Source organism: Seonamhaeicola sp. S2-3 (genome assembly GCF_001971785.1).
Classification (GTDB): Bacteria; Bacteroidota; Bacteroidia; order Flavobacteriales; family Flavobacteriaceae; genus Seonamhaeicola.
On record NZ_CP019389.1, the window covers coordinates 1,734,161 to 1,755,166 of the forward strand.

Annotated in this window: 18 protein-coding genes, 1 tRNA gene and 1 pseudogene; 11 read left to right on the forward strand and 9 right to left on the reverse strand. The window is 31.2% G+C overall.

Translation table 11 applies throughout. From position 1 onward, the window contains the following. Positions 1-43: 43 nt before the first annotated feature. From BWZ22_RS07985 to BWZ22_RS07995, 3 genes are read right to left on the reverse strand one after another with little or no spacing between them, the layout of a single operon-like run. Complete coding sequence (locus tag BWZ22_RS07985; protein ID WP_076699188.1) at positions 44-487, reverse strand: TIGR02281 family clan AA aspartic protease; 444 nt, start codon at positions 485-487, stop codon at positions 44-46. A 5-nt stretch (positions 488-492) separates the two neighbouring features. Beyond that, complete coding sequence (locus BWZ22_RS07990; protein WP_076699190.1) at positions 493-3,018, reverse strand: CHAT domain-containing protein; 2,526 nt, start codon at positions 3,016-3,018, stop codon at positions 493-495. A gap of 44 nt (positions 3,019-3,062) precedes the next feature. Further along, a complete protein-coding gene (locus BWZ22_RS07995) occupies positions 3,063-5,018 on the reverse strand; it encodes a PKD domain-containing protein (protein WP_076699191.1) in 1,956 nt (651 codons plus the stop codon). 299 nt (positions 5,019-5,317) lie between these two features. Between BWZ22_RS07995 and BWZ22_RS08005 the strand changes: the two genes are divergently transcribed. Beyond that, positions 5,318-6,546, forward strand: a protein-coding gene (locus BWZ22_RS08005) for an IS3 family transposase (RefSeq protein ID WP_371326805.1) whose coding sequence is annotated in 2 segments (ribosomal slippage) — positions 5,318-5,678 and positions 5,678-6,546 — 1,230 coding nt in all. Because the reading frame shifts where the segments join, the coding sequence is not laid out codon by codon here. Between the two features lie 88 nt (positions 6,547-6,634). Here the strand turns inward: BWZ22_RS08005 and BWZ22_RS08010 are convergent. Further along, positions 6,635-7,615, reverse strand: coding sequence for a hypothetical protein (locus BWZ22_RS08010; protein ID WP_076699193.1), 981 nt, complete (start codon positions 7,613-7,615; stop codon positions 6,635-6,637). 104 nt (positions 7,616-7,719) lie between these two features. Then, on the reverse strand, positions 7,720-8,163 hold the full coding sequence (locus tag BWZ22_RS08015) for a hypothetical protein (protein WP_076699194.1): 444 nt from the start codon (positions 8,161-8,163) through the stop codon (positions 7,720-7,722). Positions 8,164-8,304: 141 nt separating this feature from the next. Here BWZ22_RS08015 and BWZ22_RS08020 point away from each other — a divergent pair, with 141 nt between their 5' ends. The 10 genes from BWZ22_RS08020 to BWZ22_RS08065 all read left to right on the forward strand — a co-directional run bounded on the left by BWZ22_RS08020 (position 8,305) and on the right by BWZ22_RS08065 (position 14,901). Further along, on the forward strand, positions 8,305-8,886 hold the full coding sequence (locus BWZ22_RS08020; protein ID WP_076699196.1) for an RNA polymerase sigma factor: 582 nt from the start codon (positions 8,305-8,307) through the stop codon (positions 8,884-8,886). 5 nt (positions 8,887-8,891) lie between these two features. Next, on the forward strand, positions 8,892-9,638 hold the full coding sequence (locus BWZ22_RS08025) for a tetratricopeptide repeat protein (protein ID WP_076699197.1): 747 nt from the start codon (positions 8,892-8,894) through the stop codon (positions 9,636-9,638). A 95-nt stretch (positions 9,639-9,733) separates the two neighbouring features. Further along, a complete protein-coding gene (locus BWZ22_RS08030) occupies positions 9,734-10,501 on the forward strand; it encodes a TatD family hydrolase (protein ID WP_076699199.1) in 768 nt (255 codons plus the stop codon). 3 nt (positions 10,502-10,504) lie between these two features. Further along, positions 10,505-11,536: an asparaginase gene (locus tag BWZ22_RS08035; RefSeq protein ID WP_076699200.1), complete on the forward strand. Its 1,032-nt coding sequence runs from the start codon at positions 10,505-10,507 to the stop codon at positions 11,534-11,536. A gap of 81 nt (positions 11,537-11,617) precedes the next feature. Then, positions 11,618-11,705, forward strand: a tRNA-Ser gene (locus tag BWZ22_RS08040). Between the two features lie 74 nt (positions 11,706-11,779). Then, positions 11,780-12,553: a MotA/TolQ/ExbB proton channel family protein gene (locus BWZ22_RS08045; RefSeq protein WP_076699202.1), complete on the forward strand. Its 774-nt coding sequence runs from the start codon at positions 11,780-11,782 to the stop codon at positions 12,551-12,553. A 21-nt stretch (positions 12,554-12,574) separates the two neighbouring features. Further along, positions 12,575-13,006, forward strand: coding sequence for a hypothetical protein (locus tag BWZ22_RS08050; RefSeq protein ID WP_076699203.1), 432 nt, complete (start codon positions 12,575-12,577; stop codon positions 13,004-13,006). Positions 13,007-13,010: 4 nt separating this feature from the next. Then, positions 13,011-13,601, forward strand: a complete 591-nt coding sequence (locus tag BWZ22_RS08055; protein ID WP_076699205.1) for a biopolymer transporter ExbD — start codon at positions 13,011-13,013, stop codon at positions 13,599-13,601. Positions 13,602-13,619: 18 nt separating this feature from the next. Further along, entirely contained in the window at positions 13,620-14,096 is a 477-nt protein-coding gene (locus BWZ22_RS08060) for a biopolymer transporter ExbD (RefSeq protein WP_076699206.1), read from the forward strand. A 115-nt stretch (positions 14,097-14,211) separates the two neighbouring features. Then, the gene (locus BWZ22_RS08065; protein WP_076699208.1) at positions 14,212-14,901 is read left to right on the forward strand and encodes a porin family protein; all 690 of its coding nucleotides are present in this window, start codon (positions 14,212-14,214) and stop codon (positions 14,899-14,901) included. On the opposite strand, the gene BWZ22_RS08070 is transcribed toward BWZ22_RS08065, so the two are convergent. The 4 genes and pseudogenes from BWZ22_RS08070 to BWZ22_RS08085 form a co-directional block, all read right to left on the reverse strand. After that, the gene (locus tag BWZ22_RS08070) at positions 14,896-15,501 is read right to left on the reverse strand and encodes a hypothetical protein (RefSeq protein WP_076699209.1); all 606 of its coding nucleotides are present in this window, start codon (positions 15,499-15,501) and stop codon (positions 14,896-14,898) included. The two genes, BWZ22_RS08065 and BWZ22_RS08070, sit on opposite strands and share 6 nt — an antisense overlap. Then, entirely contained in the window at positions 15,501-16,955 is a 1,455-nt protein-coding gene (gene rpoN / locus BWZ22_RS08075; protein ID WP_076699211.1) for an RNA polymerase factor sigma-54, read from the reverse strand. Before rpoN ends, BWZ22_RS08070 begins: the two co-directional genes overlap by 1 nt. Before the next feature lie 76 nt (positions 16,956-17,031). After that, entirely contained in the window at positions 17,032-18,465 is a 1,434-nt protein-coding gene (gene asnS, locus BWZ22_RS08080) for an asparagine--tRNA ligase (RefSeq protein WP_076699212.1), read from the reverse strand. Positions 18,466-18,580: 115 nt separating this feature from the next. Further along, positions 18,581-20,979: pseudogene (locus BWZ22_RS08085) on the reverse strand (RND family transporter). Between the last annotated feature and the right edge of the window lie 27 nt (positions 20,980-21,006).

Genomic DNA, 21,006 nt, shown 5'->3' on the forward strand with positions numbered 1-21,006 from the left:
GAGTATGTTGCTATTAATTATTATTAATCTATCAAGGGTAGATTTACAATTTTAAATATAAATATTTCTTTTGATAATCTATTACGGCTTTACCTTTTTTTAAAATATCGGCACCAATAATACCATCTACAGGTTTAGAGTTGTGATTCATTAAGGCAGTATTAACATGCGTTAAGTTAAAAAGTACTAAAACAACCTTATTATGGCGCCATTTTCCAATTTTAACCTTATTTTTTTTAGACATTTTAGTGTCCATGTCAATAGCGCCTGCCCCTGCAGCTTTAATAACAGAATCTTCGGCTTTTAAATTAAAAGTATCTACAGCTTCAAATCCAACACAAGAACTAGATGCTCCAGTGTCTAAAATAAAACGCCCGCGATTACCGTTAATTGAAGCTTTAATTTCAAAATGATTGGTCTTGGTAAGGTGTAATTTTATTTTAGTATAACCTTTGTCTAATAAAAATTCTTGTAGAGATTTTTCCATGACACTTATTTATGTTTAAAACGTAAAAGTAATATAATAAGAAAGATAAATCCTAAAATTATTCCGTACAATAAATAAGATTTAGGCGTGGGTTTTGATAGTTCACCATAATACACAAAAGCACCCCAATAGTAGGGCGATTTTTTAGCATTGCTAATAGAGGGGTTTTCTAAATACTCTAATTTGCACATTTGGTTAGCATAATAAGCCGATTGTGTGTTGCTATAACTCTTATAAAACGATTGCATGATTTGAGATGTAGATAAATCGTTTATCTGCCATAATGAAAACAGTAAGTTTTTAGCTCCAGCATATTGAAAACCTCTAGCAATACTCATGGCGCCTTCTGCTTTAAAAAGTTTGCCAATACCAGTTTCGCAGGCGCTTAAAACTACTAAATTACTGTTAAGGTTAAGGCTGTATAACTCATTTACGTATAGCTTTTCATTATAAAAATCTATACTAGCAGGCTTAACAAAATTACCACTACTTGCGTGGGTAGATAAGTGCAACATGCCATAATTTTTAGCCTTTTTTATAAAGTTGGTTTTACTTGCGTTATTATTTATTAGTATTTCAGAAGGCATTTCTTTTTTAATAGCATTGGCTTCTTGTAAAGAAAAAGAAAGATGTTTACTAGAATTTTTAAAAACCGGAAAAACGCCTAACAACTTATTATTGGTTTTAGGTTGGTTATTGTTTAAATAAAAAAACGCACTAGAGTTATAAGCTATGTTTTGAAACTTAACCACAAAGGGCATTTTAGAGAATGACGTAGTAGTGGTTTTAGAATTTAAAAGTGTTTCAAAAGGTACAAAATTGAGTAACCCATCTGGAATAATAATGACGTTTTTATAAGCTGAAACTTCTTTGAAATTTAGTGATTGATATAGGTTAAATGCTTGCGATGTGTAATTAGAAACATTGTCATTAATTTTGGTAGCATCATCAAAAAGGTGAATGTAATTAGTAATTACTTTTTTTGCTTTGTTGGTTTCAATTAGCTTGTTTAGTTTAATGTTAGTACTAGAAATTATAAATTGATAAATGGCTTGTTTTCCATAAAAATATTCAACTAAAACCGCATTGTCTTTTAGTAATTTATTTTGCAAGTTTTGTATTGAAATTAGATTTTTAAATTCTGAATACTTTTTAGAAATAGGTGTTTTTAACGACTTAATTTTTAGGCTTATCTCGCTTAATTGCTTGCTTAAATTATTTATTTCTGTGGGTCTATTGTTTTCTAACTGTTCAATAACAAGTTTACTGGTAATATGTTCTTGTTGCTTTAAAAGATTGTATTCTTTAATTAAAAGGCTGTCTGTTGGGTGTTTTTCTAGACGTTGCTTTTTTAAAAACATTTCTTTTAAAGTGAATACTTTACTGTTTTCAGAATATTCAAAAGCTTTAAATAAAAGAGAGTCGTTTTGAGTGTTGTTAAAAGCATCAAAAAGCAAATTAATACATTTTTCACTCCTAATTCTATTATTGGTTTCATTTAAAATTTTAGCCTCTTGTGTTGTCCATGTGTTTTTTAGTAAATGAGATACATGGAAACTTAAATCGTAACTTTTTAAGGCTAATTTGGGGTTGGTTTCAATATTTGAATAAAGATCAAAAATGTCAATGAATTTATTTTCGGCATAAAGCAGTTCTTTTTTTGGTAAACTGTTAAAATTTGTGTTGGGAATAAGTGACTGTAGCGCCATTTCAAGACTCTTTAAAGCCGCTTTATTTTGGTTGTTTAAATGGTAAACTTGTGCTTCTTCAATATAAATTTGAGCTATTTCTCTTTGGGTTAAATTTTTAATTGATAATTGTTGCTTTTTGAACTTTTGAAACTCTAATAGAGCCTTTGAAAAATTACCATTTTGAAGTGCTATTTTATAATGAAGTTTGTTGTTTAAAGTTGTTTTTTCAGAAAAAGTTCCAAGCGCAATTTTACTTTCATTTTTAAGGTTAATTAACTTTTGTTTTTGGCTTTTACTAATATTAGGATTATTAATAAAATTTGAAGTGAGTTTTATAACCGTTTCATGTTTTCCTAAGGTGTAATACAGTTGCGATAAATTTATGGCTCCACTAATTTCATGTTTAAGTAGTCTCTTTTTTTTTGCTAAATAACTGTACTGTTTTATGGTGTTTTCGGCATTGGTAAAGTTACCTGTTTTGGTATATAGGTTGCCTAAAGGAATTAGGCAGCTTTCAATAATATCAAAATCTGATAGTTCTGATAAGTTGTTGTTATTGAAACGTTTTACAGCATCTTCAAAAGTAGTAATGGCTTCTTTTAACTTAGAATGATTTTGTAAGTAGTACCCTTTATGGCTTTGTAAAAACACTAAAGCTAATTGTTCATCTTTAGTTTTTACTTGAGATTTAAATCTTAGTTCTTGTTTATTTAAAATTTGTAATGAAGCCTCATTTGGGTTAGCTATAAATGCTTCTGCAGCCACATAAATTTGTTCTTCAAGTTCCTGTGAAAAGCAAAAGCCATGGATGAGGACTAAAAAGTAAAGTAATTTTTTCATTAATAATTATTCACAAGAGTAAAATGCCAAATGTACCTTAGGTACTAGAATTTCCAAATGGCATAGAATTGCCAATAGTTAAAATCATTTTCAAAATTCATAATATAACGAGCGCCAAGGCTAGGGCCAATTCTGGCAAAACCTGCGGTGGCTTCAAATAAAACCCCTGTTCTTAAATTTGTAAATGAGTTTGAAAGCGAATTTTGTTCTTTGGTGCTGCTCATTATAGGTGCATCGGGGTCTGTGCCTTCAAATTCTTCAATTGAAATATTTTGGTTTTGTTTTTCGCTAACCGAAATAGTATTTTGTAAACCAGTACCAAGTCCAATATAATTATTCACATTATATCTTAAAAGAATGGGGATATCCCAATATATATTTTCATAACTGGTGTTAGTGGTGGTGCGTTGCCTAAATCTAAACCCTTGGGGGTCATCAATAATTTCATCGGTAACATTGGTGTTAGCATCATAAGAATGAAAATTATTCATAAGTTCTACCTGCCAATACCAACGATAAGATTTATAAGGAGAAATGGTAGCACCTATAAAATAGCTTTCAGAATTGTTTAGGTTTCCAAACGAATTATAACCTACTTTAGCACCAACAGAAATGCCTGGTAAAAAGCGTGTAGTAGAGTAGTTGGTTATTATAGGTTCGTTTTTATCAAATATAATAGCTGTTCTGCTTTTAGTTTTCTTTTTATGGAAATCTTTGGCAAATTTTATCTTATACTTTACAAAACCTTTTGTAGAATCATACTCTTTTACGTTTTTCTGTTCGCTACCTGGTAAGTAAATATTTTTAAAGGTGAAAATAGCTTGTTTGTCTGTAAATGTAGTGTCTAAGCAACTATATAGAACGTCTTTTTTAGGACAAATATCACATTTAGGGTACATGTCGATTACTTCTAAAGTAGATTTATCTAACATATCAGGAATATCAGTTTCCAAGCGTATAGTTCTTGCGGGTCCTTCGCCATTATTTTGAAACTTTATTTTATACTTTAGAGTTTTAAAGCGAACAAGTCTGTAGTTCATAAACGTACCGTTAGAAGACATTTTATTGGGATCGTGCGAGGTTACAATTTCCATTTCCATATCTTTAACCTTATGATTATCATAATTAGAATCTGGTACATAAATACCACGAACTGAAATTATAGCACTGGTATCTTTTACCATTTCTGGGGTAGTTTTTAAACTAAAAAAAATGTTACGCTCTTCATTAGGTTGCATATTGTCAAATTCTAATAAACTCCAGTCTTTGTATATGCTTTGCGATTCTTGAATGGTTAAAGGTAAATTCATTTTTTCTGTAGAATCTTGAAGTGTTAAAGCGCTTTCTACAATATCATTATTAGAAGAAGCTAAATAGGTGTTTTCATTATCTATATTATATGTATAAGCAAAACCGTTATTTGAAATGTCTTTTTCGTTATGATGTGTTCTGGTTTCAATTAATTCAAAGTTGTCATTTTTGTATTTAAGCTCGTTATAAAACAAATATATTTTACCATTTGTAACATACTCTTTTGTGTTTTTGTAACTTAAAATGACTACCATTTCTTGATCTGGAACAGGTTCTCTGTTTCGTTTTAATGTAAAATCTTCGGTCATTGAGGCTACTTCCTCAAAATCTTCAGTTACATTGCTAATGGTTATTTTTTTGGGACGAGTAGTAGGTGGTTTTCCGTTGTCATAATTATTAGTTGCCCAAAGTTTTACTTCATATTCGCCTTTGTTTTTATAAGTGTGTTTTGGGCTTTTTTCTTTGCTATAATGGCCATCGCCAAATTCCCAATGATACGTATAAAACGCTTTGGGTGCGCCAGCAATTTGGGTTAATTCTGGTGTTTGTGGTGTAAAACTAACCACATTACCATGAGTAGTATTTTTTATAGTAGCGGTTCTTGTTAAGCTATCGGTTTCTTTAGTTTGTTGAGAAAAACCAAAAAAGGAAAAAGTAAAAACCAGAAAATAAAGTAATATTTTAGGCATAACAAAAATATTTAGGTGTTTAAATATACAAAGACTATAGGTAATAGGTTTTTAAACATTATTAGTAAGTTAAAATCATTACTATATTGGCAATTATTGTTAGCACAATAATTATTGTTAGTATAACAGCCAATATATTAATACTTTTTTTCATGCCTTAAAAAGGTTGTTTATTACTATATACGCTAAGGTTGATATTTGTTACCCATTAAAAACAAAAAAGCCAGAAATTTTATATTTCTGGCTTTTAATAAATAGGTGTCCCGTCCTAAAATAAGTTGACACAAAATCGACTTATTATGAAAAATAAAGAACACAAGCGATTTAAGCGCACACAACGAGATTACAATTTAGGCTTTAAATTAGCCTTGGTGTCCGAAGTAGAAAAAGGCAACTACACATACAAACAGATTCAAAAAGCTTATGGTATCCAAGGCAGGAGTACCGTTTTGGTATGGTTAAGAAAATATGGTACTTTAGATTGGAGTAAACCAAACTTTAATAATTTGCCTAAAGAAAAAGAAACACCAGCCCAAAGGATAAAGCGTTTAGAACGAGAACTAGAAGATGAGCGATTAAAGAACTTATTGCTCAATACAATGATAGATGTATCAGACAAACAATTTGGTACTTCTATTAGAAAAAAGCTTTTATCCCAACAATCCAAATCATCAAACAAGACAAGCAAGTAGCCATTGCGCACTCATGTAGATTGTTAGGGATAAGTAGACAAGCTGTTTATCAAGCTCAAAAACGTAAAGAAGCACGTATCAAAGAACTCTCAAAGATAAAATCCTTAGTACTTGTTATTCGTAGAGATATGCCAAGACTGGGTACACGTAAACTCTACTACTTGCTAAAGCCAGAGTTTGATAAACATCAAATAAAAATAGGGAGAGATGCCTTATTTGCTTATTTAAAAACAGAACATTTATTAATAACACCAAAGAAAAACTATACCAAAACCACAAACTCAAAACATTGGCTTAAAAAGCACCCTAACCTACTAAAAGACATCCAACCTAATAGGCCAGAACATGTGTTTGTAAGTGATATTACCTACATAAAAAGCAGAGAAAAAACACATTATTTATCTTTGGTAACAGATGCTTATAGTAGAAAAATAGTTGGATATCAATTAAGTGATGATATGAGTGCAAAAAATGTAGTCAAAGCTTTTAATATGGCCATAAAGAAAAGAGATACAAATAATGAAATTATCCATCATTCTGATCGTGGACTACAGTATTGTGCTTTTGTCTATCAAAAGGCTTTAAGGGAAAACAACGTAATACCATCAATGACAGATGGTTATGATTGCTACCAAAACGCATTAGCAGAGCGCATTAATGGAATTTTAAAACAAGAGTTCTTAATTTATAAGTGCAATAATGGAAGAGAGCTTGAACGGTTAATCAAAGAATCTATAGAAACTTATAACAATAAAAGACCGCATTTGAGCCTTAACATGAAAACACCTAACTTTATACACAACAAAAAACCTGAGAAGTTAAATTCTCAGGTTTAATTTAATTTATAAAAACTGTCAACCTATTTTAGGACGACTCAAGGTTAATAATTTGGGAAACCATTTAAAGTAGGTGATGAAAATGTATTTATGGTAGATTATTAATAATGTTTACTAGTTGAGATTCTGTTACTACACTAGTTTCGTTTTCAGTGAAAGTAATTGTTTCGTTTTCTGCTATGGTTACACCTTTTATAGCGTATTTGTAGTTGCCGTTTTCTTCGGTTACAAAAATTACATGACATTCTAAACCAATTGGAATTTGTCCGTAATGTTCACTAAATAACCCTGTGTTAGAATCGTAAGTATCTAAGTAGGCTAATGCGTTATCTTCCCCATCGTATGATAAGTAGATATTACAGTTTGTGTTGTCATAACCTTCAGGTGCATCTACTAAAATAGTTGTTTTTTCTCTGGGGTCGTTATAAAATCTATCTACGTTAGTCCAACCAAAGTTATCAAGAAAAGCGTAGTATAAGTTTCCTTCAAAGAAAATGCCACCTTCGCCATTAGCGCCATCGCGTTCGTCTTCTTCCCAAGCAAGATTACCATCTTCATCAATAGTACCAGTCCATAAAATCATGTCGTTGTCAATACCACCAGTTAATTCTGAAGGAATACCTAATTGGATGTCGCAAGAAATATCTAAAGGCGTTCCGTTTTGTGTAGCTTCAATAAAAAATTCGCCACCAGAAATTAATAGGGCTTTATCGCCATTAGGCATAATTCCCATAGTAGGTTTGTTTGTAGTAAGCATAGAACCTTTATCAAAAAGTTCAATATATTCTAAATCTACAGTACCGGTTACGGGGTCTCCGTTAAGGGTTAAACAGCTACTGTTAATTCCTATAGATACACCGTTGTCTGAGGTTAGATTTATCCAACCGTCTTCTGCATTAAATTGAAAATTTTGCGTATTGTTGATAAGAGCTTCTTCAAAAAGCGCGTTGAATTCTTCTTGTGATGGTGCTTCAAAAGTTGGGTTTTCACCATCGTCTGATTTTGTACAACTTGTAAAGATTAAAGTTGTCATTAATAAAAGTCCGAAAATGTTCTTTAAAGTGTTCATAATAGATTTGTTTTTAATTGTTATTCATGTTTATATAAACAGGGTAATTATTTTGTTACCCTGTTTTTTGGTTTTTTTTCACTTCGACTGTGCTTAGTGTGACATTATTGTTGAGGTTGACTAATAATTATTTTGTTTACAATAGCATCGCCAGAGGCTACTAATGCTATCATTTTATGTGCATAAGCTTCAGATGAAGAATACCCTCTTGCAGTACCAGATGTGGTTTCAACTTCCCAGAAATAGTTTCTTTTGTTGCTGGTATTAACTTCAGACTTTAAAACAAAATAACTTTTAATTTCTTTTGCGGTTACAACTTCGCCAGAGCTAGCTAAGTCAATCATTTTTTTAGCTTGTTCTAGAGATAAAGAGGTTCCAGAATAAGTGCTTTTTGCAGTTTCAACTTTCCACTCAAAAACTTGAGCAATGTTGTTTCTTGTAATTTCAACCACTTCATTTAATGTGTTAAGGGTCTTGTTTTCATTTGTAGCATTTAGGTTTAATATTGATAATACTACGGTTCCGATAATTAAAATTGATTTTTTCATGATTTCTAAATTTTTTATGGATTAATTAAATTTTTGTTTCGTCTTAATTTTTGACTGTTACACCCTTATATCAAAACCATTTAAAATTTGTTACCCTTTTATTTCAAACTTTTTTTACTTTAGTAGCAAATACAAGGGGTAATGAGCGAAAAAAAAATTCATGAAGACCAGAAATACATAGATGGATTGTTAAAAAACAACGCATTTATTATTCAATCTATTTATGACAAGTTTGCCCCTAAAGTGGTTAATTATATAAAGCAGAATAGCGGAAGTACAGATGAAGCTCAAGACGTAATTCAAGAAACACTTATAGCTATTTACAATCAAGCAAGTCAAAAAAAATTACAACTTACATGCCCTTTTGACGCATATTTTTTTCTGTTATGTAAGCGTAAATGGCTCAATGAGTTAAAAAAATCTTCAAATAAAGAGGTAACAATTAATGAGGAAGTATTATCTAAAGATGACGAGGCTCAAGAACTAGCTTTTGAAACATCAGTATTTAGTGAAAAACAGGCCCTTTTTTCAGAAATGTTTAATAAACTAGGAAAAGCTTGTAAAGATTTATTAACGGCTACTTTTAAAATAAAATCTATGGAAGAAGTAGCAAAAAGTTTAGGTGTAACCTATGCCTATGCTAGAAAGAAAAAATCTTTATGTATTGGTAAATTAACAAAAATGGTTCAAGGCTCACCTAAATTTAACCAGCTTAATAATTAATTGTCATGGAAGATAAAAATTACATATTATTTGAATCCTATTTATCGGGAGCGTTATCTAAAGAAGAAATGGCCAATTTTGAATTACAATTACAAACCGAACCAGAATTTAATCAAGCCTTCAACACCTATAAAGAGTTGTCTTCTTTTTTAGCAAATAAGTTTGAAAACGAAGCAGCTTCAGCAGCATTTAAAGAGAACGTAAAAAAGATTTCAGATAAGTATTTTAATCAAGAAGAAACAAAATTAGAACAAAAGCCAAAACCAAAAGTATTTCCATTTTATAAATATGCAATTGCAGCCTGTGTTCTTTTGTTTATTGGGTTATTTACATTCAATCAATTCTCAAACCCAAACTTTAGTGATTATAATAGCTATGAAACCATTAGTTTAACTGTTAGAGGTTCGCAAAACACTTTACTAAAAACTGCTGAAAATGCATTTAATACCAAAGATTTTGCTAAAGCAGAAGAGGCATTTAGCCAACTTTTAAAACAAGATACAGCAAACAAAGAATTTCAACTTTATAAAGGTATAGCTTTAATAGAATTAGATAAATTTAACGAAGCCGATGCCTTATTAGAAAAGCTTTCAAAAGAAGATTCTGCTTTTAAAAACGATGCTATTTGGTATTTAGGGTTAAGTAAACTAAAGCAAAAAGATTATGAGGCATCTTTAGAAATCTTAAAAACACTACCAGAAGACGCCAACAATTACAACAAGGCACAAAAACTAATAAAGAAACTAGATTAAAGTTACCTAAATTAAAGTTATATTAAGAAAGTCATCATTAAACAGATGACTTTTTTATTTTTACCGAAAAAACAAGCGTTAACAAAACCATACGCATGATAATTACAGATACCCACACCCATTTATATAGCGAAGCTTTTGATGACGATAGGCATGAAATGATACAACGTGCTATAGATCAAAATATAACTAGGTTTTTTATTCCGGCAATAGATTCAACCTATACAAGCGCAATGCTGCAGTTGGAAAAAGATTTTCCAAACAATGTGTTTTTAATGATGGGCTTACACCCAACCCATGTAAAAGAAAATTTTAAAGAAGAGTTAAAACATGTTGAAGAGATGCTTGCAAGCCGAAAATTTTATGCTGTTGGCGAAATAGGTATAGATTTATATTGGGATAAAAGCACCTTGCAAATTCAAATAGAGGCCTTTAAACACCAAATAGCATTAGCTAAACACTACAAACTGCCCATAGTAATACATTGCAGAGAAGCTTTTGATGAAATATTTGAAGTTTTAGAAGCTGTTAATGATGCCGATTTGTTTGGTGTATTTCACTGTTTTACAGGAACATTAGAGCAAGCGCAACAAGCTATATCATATAATATGAAGTTAGGTATAGGCGGTGTTTCAACGTTTAAAAACGGTAAAATTGATAAATTTTTAAATAAAATTGATTTAAAACATATTGTTTTAGAAACTGATGCGCCATATTTAGCACCAACACCATACAGAGGAAAACGAAACGAAAGCCTATATATATTAAAGGTGCTAGATAAACTATCAGAAATATATAATTTACCAGCAGAAGACATTGCCAGTATAACCACTCAAAACTCAAAAGACATTTTTAAAATTTAAAAAATGAGTAACACTAAACCTAACATATTACTTATTTACACTGGTGGAACTATAGGGATGGTTAAAGATTTTAAAACAGGTGTTTTAAAAGCATTTAACTTTAATTCACTTTTAAATAAAATTCCAGAATTACAACTCTTAGATTGTAATATTAAAACAGTGTCTTTTAAAGAACCTATAGACTCTAGTAATATGAATCCACAATATTGGGTTCAAATAGCAGAACTTGTAGAAACTAATTATAATGAATTTGACGGATTTGTAATTCTTCACGGAAGTGATACCATGAGTTATACAGCTTCGGCATTAAGTTTCATGTTAGAAAATTTATCAAAACCAGTAGTTTTTACAGGGTCGCAGTTGCCTATTGGAGATTTAAGAACCGATGCTAAAGAAAATTTAATAACATCTATACAAGTGGCATCTTTACAAAAAAATGGCATACCAGTAATTCAAGAGGTGTGTTTGTATTTTGAATATAAATTATACAGGGCTAACAGAACTACAAAAATTAATGCAGAACATTTTCAAGCATTCGATTCTCCAAATTATAGAGAGCTAGCAGAGTCTGGAGTGCATTTAAAAATTAATAAGAAATATCTATTTAAACCAGATGCTAACAAAGCGCTAAAGGTTCATAAAAACTTTGATAATAATATAGCTTTAATAAAATTGTTCCCAGGAATTACAAAAAGTGTTATAGAAAGCATATTTAATACACCACAGCTAAAAGCGGTTATAATAGAAACCTATGGGTCGGGTAATTGCACCACAGAATCATGGTTTATTAATTTGCTAGAAGAAAACATTTCTAAAGGCATTCATATTATTAATATAACACAGTGTTCTGGTGGTAGTGTTTTAATGGGGCATTATGAAACCAGTAGTAATTTAAAAAGTATAGGTGTTATTTCGGGCAAAGACATTACTACAGAAGCTGCAGTTTGTAAGTTAATGTACTTGTTAGGAGAGAATATTTCTAAAGAAAACTTTAAAAACGTATACGAAATGCCTATTAGAGGAGAAATGATGTAAAATTAACAGTGTAAAATTTTAAGGTTTAAAGATTTTTTTGTTATTTCATCCCCCGTAATTAATAGTACTGAAATATTATAAAGAGAGGTGGCCGAGTGGTCGAAGGCGCACGCCTGGAAAGTGTGTATACCTCAAAAGGGTATCGAGGGTTCGAATCCCTTCCTCTCTGCTGTTATTTTTATCTGATTAGTTACTTTTTTTTTTTATCTTTAACACTTTAACAAATAAAATTAAGATCTAGACATGAAAAGATTATTTTCTATCCTTGCCGTTACAGGAATGATGGTATTTGGAACTGCTAATGCAACTACAATTGCAACTACAACTACAGCAACAACTGTAGCAACTACAATTCAAGATGATGACGCAGCACCTGCTGAAGAAACACTTGGATTTCATCAAGAATTAAAAAAGAGATTTATTGAAGGGGGTCCTGAATTTATGGGGATTGTTTTGTTATGTTTAATTCTAGGTTTAGCAATTGCTATCGAGAGAATTATCTTTTTAAACCTTTCAACTACAAACACAAAAAAATTAACTCAAAACGTTGAAGACGCATTATCATCAGGTGGTGTTGAAGCAGCTAAAGAAGTTTGTAGAAACACAAAAGGGCCTATTGCCTCTATATTCTATCAAGGATTAGATAGAACAGATGAAGGTTTAGATGCCGCTGAAAAAGCTGTTGTATCTTATGGAGGTGTTCAAATGGGACAATTAGAGAAAAACGTTTCTTGGATTTCATTATTTATCGCTTTGGCTCCAATGTTAGGATTCATGGGTACGGTAATTGGTATGATTCAAGCATTCGACAAAATTGAAGCAGCTGGAGACATGCAACCATCATTAGTAGCTGGTGGTATTAAAGTAGCACTTCTTACAACAGTATTTGGTCTTATAGTAGCTATTATACTTCAGATTTTTTATAATTACATTATTGCTAAGATTGATAGTATAGTTAATGATATGGAGGATGCCTCTATTACATTAATGGACTTATTAATCAGACATAAAAAGTAATAATTAAAATAATAAAAAATTATGGGTTTACATAAAGTATTAAAAATAGTAGCTTTTGCTCTTGCTATTATTGGTGCAATTTTTGCACTAATGATTATAGCGGGAGATGAAGAAAGCGCCCTTAGTACGGTGGGTAATATGTTATATGTTACTTATGTGATACTTGGGATAGTTGTAGCGCTAGTTGTAATTTTTGTTATTAAAGGACTATTTGCAGGAAATATTAAAAAAACGCTGTTAACTGTAGGAGTCTTTTTAGCAATTGTATTTATATCTTACGCTATATCATCTGGAACGGATTTAGACTTAAAACCGTTTACAGATAAAGGACAAGATATAACTGAAGCAACATCAAAGAAAGTAGGAGCAGGTTTATACACATTTTATGTGTTAGCGTTTTTAGCTATAGCTTCAATGGCTTTCTCTGGAGTTAAGAAAATATTTAATAAATAATATTATGGCAAAAAGAGCAGCACCAGAAGTAAATGCGGGCTCCATGGCCGATATTGCGTTCTTACTACTAATATTTTTCTTAGTAACAACAACTATCGAGGTTGATTCTGGTATTAACCGTAAATTGCCTCCAATGGAGGAATCTGATGAGGATGTAGTAATTAAGCAAAAGAACATTTTTACTGTCTTATTAAATGGTAAAGATCAATTGCTTGTAGAGGACGAATTAATGGAGCTTAAGGATTTAAGACAAGCAGCCATTGAGTTTTTAGACAATGGTGGTGATGGAACCTGTACTTATTGTGGAGGAAAAAAAGATCCAAAATCATCTGATAATCCTGATAAAGCTATTATTTCTTTAAAGAATGAAAGAGAAACAACATACAAAACCTATATAGCGGTTCAAAATGAGCTTGTAGCAGCTTATAATGTATTGCGTAATAGAAGAGCTATGTCTCTGTATGGAACTTCTTTTACAGAAATGCAAGCCAACTATAAAGATGTTAATTGGCCTGGTAACAAAGAAAAGTTAAAAGAGAAGATAGACAGAATTAAAGCTGAATATCCTCAAAAACTTTCAGAAGTAATAGATTAATTTAAAATTATCCAGACTATGTCTAAATTTAAAAAGAAAAAGAGTGGAGCTTTACCAGCTATATCAACCGCATCTTTACCAGATATTGTATTTATGTTATTGTTCTTTTTTATGGTGGCCACAGTAATGAGGGAAAACACCTTAATGATTGAAAATAACTTACCTTTTGCAGATCAAGTTGAAAAGCTTGATAAAAAGGATTTGGTAATGTACATATACGCAGGTAAACCAAGTGAAAATTTTAAGCAGTACGGTACAGAAGCAAGAATTCAATTAAATGATAAACTTGCAAATGTAAATGAAATTGCTGCTTTTATTGCAGCTGAAAGAGCTTCTAAAAGAGAAGAATTAGTTCCTTTTTTAACTACAGCTTTAAAAGTTGATAGTGATGCAAACATGGGGTTAATTGGTGATATTAAGCAAGAGTTACGTAAAGTAAATGCGCTAAAAATAAATTACACTACCAAAAAGGGAAGTGTATTTGGAAGAAATTAGTTGTACATTCTTAATTTTATAAAAAAGGCGTTTTGATATTTCAAAACGCCTTTTTTATTTTATAGCTGAACAATTTTAATTAAAATTGTGTGTTAGTAAATTAATCAATTATTTAATGAGATTTTTTTTAGTTTTCATATTTCTTTTATCTGGTTTCTTTAATTGTGTTCTAGCTCAAGAACAAAATATAAAAGAAGTAGATTCACTATATAAGGAGGATCAATTTTATGCTGGTGCAACTTACAATGTATTGGGTAAGCAACCCTCAGATGTATCGCAAAGTGGTTTTTCTTTAGGATTTCATTTAGGGTATATTAAAGATATTCCAATTAACAAAAGAAGAAATATTGCTTTAGGATTAGGACTTGGCTATTCTGCTAATTCCTTTAATCAAAATATACGTATTAACAAGGTTAATGATGTAGTTACATATACTTTGTTGGAAGACTCTGATTATACAAAAAATAAATTTTCAAGCCATTTAATTGAGGTGCCTTTTGAGTTTAGATGGCGAACTTCAACACCAACAGAATATAGTTTTTGGCGTATTTATACAGGCTTTAAAGTAGGTTATATGATAGCACATTCTGTTAAGTATAAAGGCGATTTGGGAAATATAAAATTTACAGATATTGAAGATTTTAATGATTTTCAGTATGGTTTAACTTTAAGTGTTGGTTATAATACTTGGAATTTATACATGTACTACGGTTTAAATCCTATTTTTTCTGAAGGCGCCACTATGAATGATGAAAATCTAGACATGAATGCCGTAAAAATTGGGTTAATGTTTTACTTTTTATAACCAATAAGGCACCAGTATTAATTGCGGAACAATGCCTATAAAAACACCCATTATTAATTCTTTATAGGTGTGTGCATTCATGTGTAGTCTTGAAGTTGCAATTGCACCCATTATTATAGCCATTAAAGCCAATGTACCGTTAATATTTATACTAAAATGAATACTTAACGCAATAAAAAACATAAATACACCACAAACGGCCATCATATGTATGCTGGCTTTAAATTTAAAAATAACAAGTGCTAAACACATTATGGTTGAGATTAAAATTCCTATAAAGAAATAGTACAGTTCAATAATTTGTGTTGGGGTTAAAATTCTTTGAATAACTATTAAAACAACAATACAATTAAGTAGTAGCGGAAAAATACGTTCGGTTGTGGTTTCAAGGTAAACAGACTTTACTTTTCCTAAAGTTTTTAGTAAAAAATAAAGCAATATAGGAAGTACAATAGTGAGTATAAAAAGCGATACTAGTTTAGCCCAAATAACTTCTTTAGGAATGAATCTAGGTGACTTAGAGAAGTAAAAAATCACCCCCAATAATGGCATAAATAATGGGTGAAAAATAAATGAAATACTTCTTAGGATATGATTCATTAGATTTTTTTACGTAGTCTAGCAACAGGAATATCTAATTGCTCTCTGTATTTAGCAACTGTTCTTCTGGCAATTGGATATCCTTTTTCTTTTAAAATGCCCGCAAGAGTTTCATCAGTTAACGGTTTTTTCTTGTCTTCTTCCTCAATAACTGTTTCTAGAATTTTCTTTATTTCTCTAGTTGAAACGTCTTCACCTTGGTCATTTTTCATTGATTCAGAAAAGAATTCTTTTATCAATTTAGTTCCGTAAGGTGTATCTACATATTTACTATTGGCAACCCTTGAAACTGTAGATACATCCATATCAATTTTGTCTGCTATGTCTTTAAGAATCATGGGTTTTAAATTACGTTCATCACCTGTTAAGAAATATTCTTTTTGGTAATGCATAATAGCGCTCATAGTTACAAAAAGGGTTTGTTGACGTTGCTTAATAGCTTCTATAAACCATTTAGCAGCATCTAATTTTTGCTTAATAAATATTACAGCATCTTTTTGAGATTTTGATTTGTCTTTAGAGTCTTTATAGCCTTTTAGCATGTTATTATATTCTCTAGACACGTGTAACTCTGGCGCATTTCTGCCATTAAGTGTTAGTTCTAATTCACCATCTACAATTTTAATAGCAAAGTCTGGAACTATATGTTCTATTATACGATTGTTACCAGAATAAGAGCCACCAGGTTTTGGGTTAAGATGTTCAATTTCAGAAATGGCATCTCTTAATTGGTTTTCAGTAATATCAAATTTTTGAATTAACTTTTTGTAGTGCTTTTTGGTAAACTGTTCAAAAGCGTTATCAATAATATCAATTGCCAATGCTACCGGTGCAGTTTTTTCTTTTCGGTGTAATTGTATACTGAGGCATTCTTGTAGGTTTCTGGCCCCCACACCTGCAGGGTCTAATTGATGGACTATTTTTAATATTTCTTCAATTTTAGATTCTTCAGTGTAAACATTTTGAGTAAACGCTAAATCATCCATTATGTCTGATAACGATCTACGAATGTATCCGCTTTCATCTACACTACCAACTAAAAATTCAGCAATATCTCGTTCTTCATCAGTTAATCTGTAAGTGTTTAGTTGATTTATAAGGTGTTGAGTAAAAGATGTTCCTGCTGCATAAGGCATGGTTTTTTCTTCATCGTCATTACTGTAATTGTTGGCGTGGGTACGATAATCTGGGATTTCGTCATCACTTAAATATTCATCAACATTAATATCTTCTGCATTTATAGATTCGCTATCGTTATAGTCATCGTTAATTTCAAATTCAGAATCGAAATCATCGTTATCTTCTTTACCTCCTTCTAGAGCAGGATTTTCTTCAAGTTCTTGTTTTAGTCTTTGCTCAAAAGCTTGTGTAGGCAACTGAATCAATTTCATTAATTGAATTTGTTGCGGCGATAGTTTTTGCGATAATTTAAACTGTAAATGTTGTTTGAGCATATTTTGATTTGGTTTAAGATAAAAGTATAAAAATTCTTTTAACTACAATACATACTTATACCATTATCAAAAAACACTAAAATTCTGCATTTTGTGGCGTTCTTGGGTAAGGAATTACGTCTCTAATGTTGCTCATGCCAGTTACAAACATAACTAAACGCTCAAAACCTAGACCAAAACCAGAGTGTACTGCGGTACCAAATTTACGTAAATCTAAATACCACCATAGCTCTTCTTCTGGAATATTAATGGCTGCCATTTTTTCTTTTAGTACATCTAGGCGTTCTTCACGTTGTGCGCCACCAACAATTTCACCAATACCAGGGAATAGAATATCCATGGCTCTTACGGTTTTACCATCGTCATTTAAGCGCATATAAAATGCCTTGATGTTAGCAGGATAATCAAAAAGAATTACAGGGCATTTAAAGTGTTTTTCAACTAAAAAACGTTCGTGTTCACTTTGTAAATCAGAGCCCCAATCATTAATAATATATTTAAATTTCTTTTTCTTATTGGGTTTACAATTACGTAGAATGTCAATAGCTTCGGTATAACTTACGCGTTTAAAATGGTTGTCTGTAACAAACTTTAGTTTTTCAGTAAGCGTCATGGTGTTTCTTTCGGCTTGCGGTTTTCTTTTGTCTTCATCTTGCAAACGCTTATCTAAAAACTCTAAATCTTCGCTGTTGTTTTCTAAAATGTATTTTATAACGTATTTAAGAAAATCTTCGGCTAAATCCATATTGCCAGCTAAATCCATAAAGGCTACTTCGGGTTCAATCATCCAAAATTCTGCTAAATGGCGAGATGTATTTGAGTTTTCGGCTCTAAAAGTTGGTCCAAAAGTATATACTTTACCCAAAGACATGGCGTAGGTTTCTGCTTCTAATTGACCAGAAACTGTTAGGTTGGTTTCTTTTCCAAAGAAATCTTGTGAGTAATCTATTTTACCCTTGTCATTTTTTGGTAAGTTGTTTATATCTAAACTTGTAACTTTAAACATTTCTCCAGCACCTTCGGCATCACTACCTGTAATAATAGGGGAATGCATATAATAAAACCCTTGCTCATTGAAATATTTATGGATAGCAAATGACAGCGAAGAGCGCAAACGCATTACGGCACTAAATGTATTTGTTCTGGTGCGTAAATGGGCGTTTTCTCTTAAAAATTCAAAGGTGTGCTTTTTGGGCTGAATAGGGTAGGTTTCAGGGTCTGAGTCTCCTAAAATATCAAGTGTTTTTACTTGAATTTCAACCTTTTGACCTTTACCTTGACTCTCAACTAGTTCTCCGGTTACATGAATGGCAGCACCTGTTGTAACGCGTTTTAAAATTGACTCATCAAATTTTTCAAAATCTACAACACATTGAATGTTGTTTAATGTTGAGCCATCATTTAAAGCAATAAATCTGTTAGCCCTAAAAGTTCTAACCCAACCTTTTACTTCTACTTCAGGAAAGACAATATCTTGTGATAATAGTTCTGAAACGGTGTATGACTGCATTTATTATCTAAATTTAGAATGTAAATATAAAAAAAGCCTTTCGGCTTCCAAGTTTAAAATGGCCAAAATTAAAATTCTATAACTAAAAATTTAAAAAACATTATTTATTGAAATACTATTCTTCTTCGTCTTCTTCTCCGTCTTCTTCAGGAATAATATTAATGGCAGGCTCTCTTAGTACTTCTTTATTAGCAATACTACGCTCTAATGATAGTAGTAAAGAAGGAAGCAAGAGTAAATTAGATAACATGGCAAATAATAGGGTTGCAGACACAAGAGCCCCTAAAGCCACAGTGCCACCAAAACTAGAGATGGTAAATACTGAAAAACCAAAAAATAAAACTATAGATGTGTAAAACATACTTACTCCTGTTTCGCGTAGGGCGCCATAAACAGAGGTTTTAATTTTCCAGTTGTTGGCTTGTAATTCTTGTCTGTATTTTGCCAGAAAGTGGATGGTATCATCAACCGAAATTCCAAAAGCAATACTAAAAACTAAAATGGTTGAGGGTTTTATGGGTACTCCTAAATATCCCATTAAACCAGCAGTTACAAGCAATGGTAATAAATTTGGTATTAATGACACTACAATCATTCTACCAGATCTAAACATATAAGCCATAAATATAGAAATCAAAAAGATGGCTAATGATAATGAAATGGCTAGGTTTTTTACTAAGTATTTAGTTCCTTTTTGAAAAACAAGAGCCTTACCAGTCATGGTTACATTATAACGTTCTTTTGGAAAAACTTTGTTAATTTTATTTTGAATATTCTCTTCAATGCGCTCCATTTTATCGGTGCCAATGTCTTTCATAAACGTAGTAATTCTGGCATATTGCCCTGTGCTGTCAACAAAATTATTGAGCAGATCTACATTTGAAGATGAGTTTTTAGCGTATGATAAAATAAAACTGTTTTCTTGAGATGTAGGTAACTGATAGTATTTTGGGTTGCCATTGTAGTAGGCTTGTTTAGAATATTTAACTAAACTTACTACAGATATTGGTTTTGATAGCTCTGGTGTTTCTATAATTAAATCTTCTAACTCATTCATACGTTTGAGTGTAGATAGTTTCATAACACCTTTTTTACGCTTGGTGTCTATCATAAACTCTAAAGGCATGATACCGTTAAATTCTTCTTCAAAAAACCTAATATCTTTAAAGAATTCAGTTTCCTTTGGCATGTCTTCAACTAAACTACCAGAAATTTTTATTTGGTAAATGCCAATAATGCTAACTATAAGAAGTGTTACGGCGGTGGTATAAATAGCAATACGTTTTTGTTTTACCATCCATTCCATCCAATTTACAAAACCACCAATCCAACGTTTATTTAAATGTTCTAAGTGGCGGTCTTTAGGGTGAGGTAAAAATGTGTAGATAATAGGAATTATTAATAAACACAAAATAAAAATAGCCAAAATACTTAATGAGGCTACTACACCAAATTCTTTTAGTAGTTTACTTTCTGTAAGTATAAATGTTGCAAACCCCGAAGCTGTAGTAACATTGGTCATTAAAGTAGCATTACCAATTTTAGTGATAACGCGTTGTAACGATTTTACTTTATTGCCATGTAACTTTACTTCATGTTGGTATTTATTAATTAAAAAGATACAATTTGGTATACCTATAACGATAATTAATGGGGGATTAAGGCTGTTAAAACAGTTATTTCGTAGTTAAGAAGCCCAATAATTCCCAAAGTCCACATAACACCAATGCATACAACAATAAGAGAAATAAATGTGGCTCTGAAAGACCTAAAAAAGAAAAAGAAAATAATAGATGTAACTAATAATGCTGCAATTACAAAGAGATTAATTTCATCAATAATATTTTGAGAATTAAGCGTTCTAATGTATGGCATTCCAGAAACTCTAACATCTAGGTCGTTTGCTTCTTCAAAGGTTTTAATTTTATTAGATAGAATATCAATTACAAAATCTTTTCTTGCAGAAGTATTTACAATATCTTTTTTAAGATATATAGCAGTTCTAACCGTTTTGGTTTCTTTGTTAAATAAGAAATTATCATAAAATGGGTATTTATGAAATAATTCTTTTTGAAGTTTCTCAATTTGTGCAATTGATGAAATGGAATCTTTAATAAAAGGTTCTAAATTGAACTTTTCATTTTTAGTGTCTTTAACTAATTTTTGAAGATCTTTAATAGAAACAACAGTTTCTACTTCATCGTAATTTTTAAATGTTTCAGAGAGTTCATTCCAAGCATTTAGCTTTTCAACAGTAAATAACGAACTGTCTTTTACACCAAGAACAATAAGGTTGCCTTCTTCACCAAAGGTTTCTAAAAAATTATTGTAAGTAATGTTTACTTCATGATCATCTGGTAAGAGGTTGGCCTCTGTGTAGGTAAAACGCATATTATCCCACTGTAGGCTAAAAAAATACGTAGTAATAATAATACCAACAAGAATAATGATTTTGTTGCGTAAAATCAATCTTGCGGTAACACCCCAAAAGTCTTTGCTAAACAGTTTAAACATACCTTTTTATAAAGCAGCGCAAAGGTA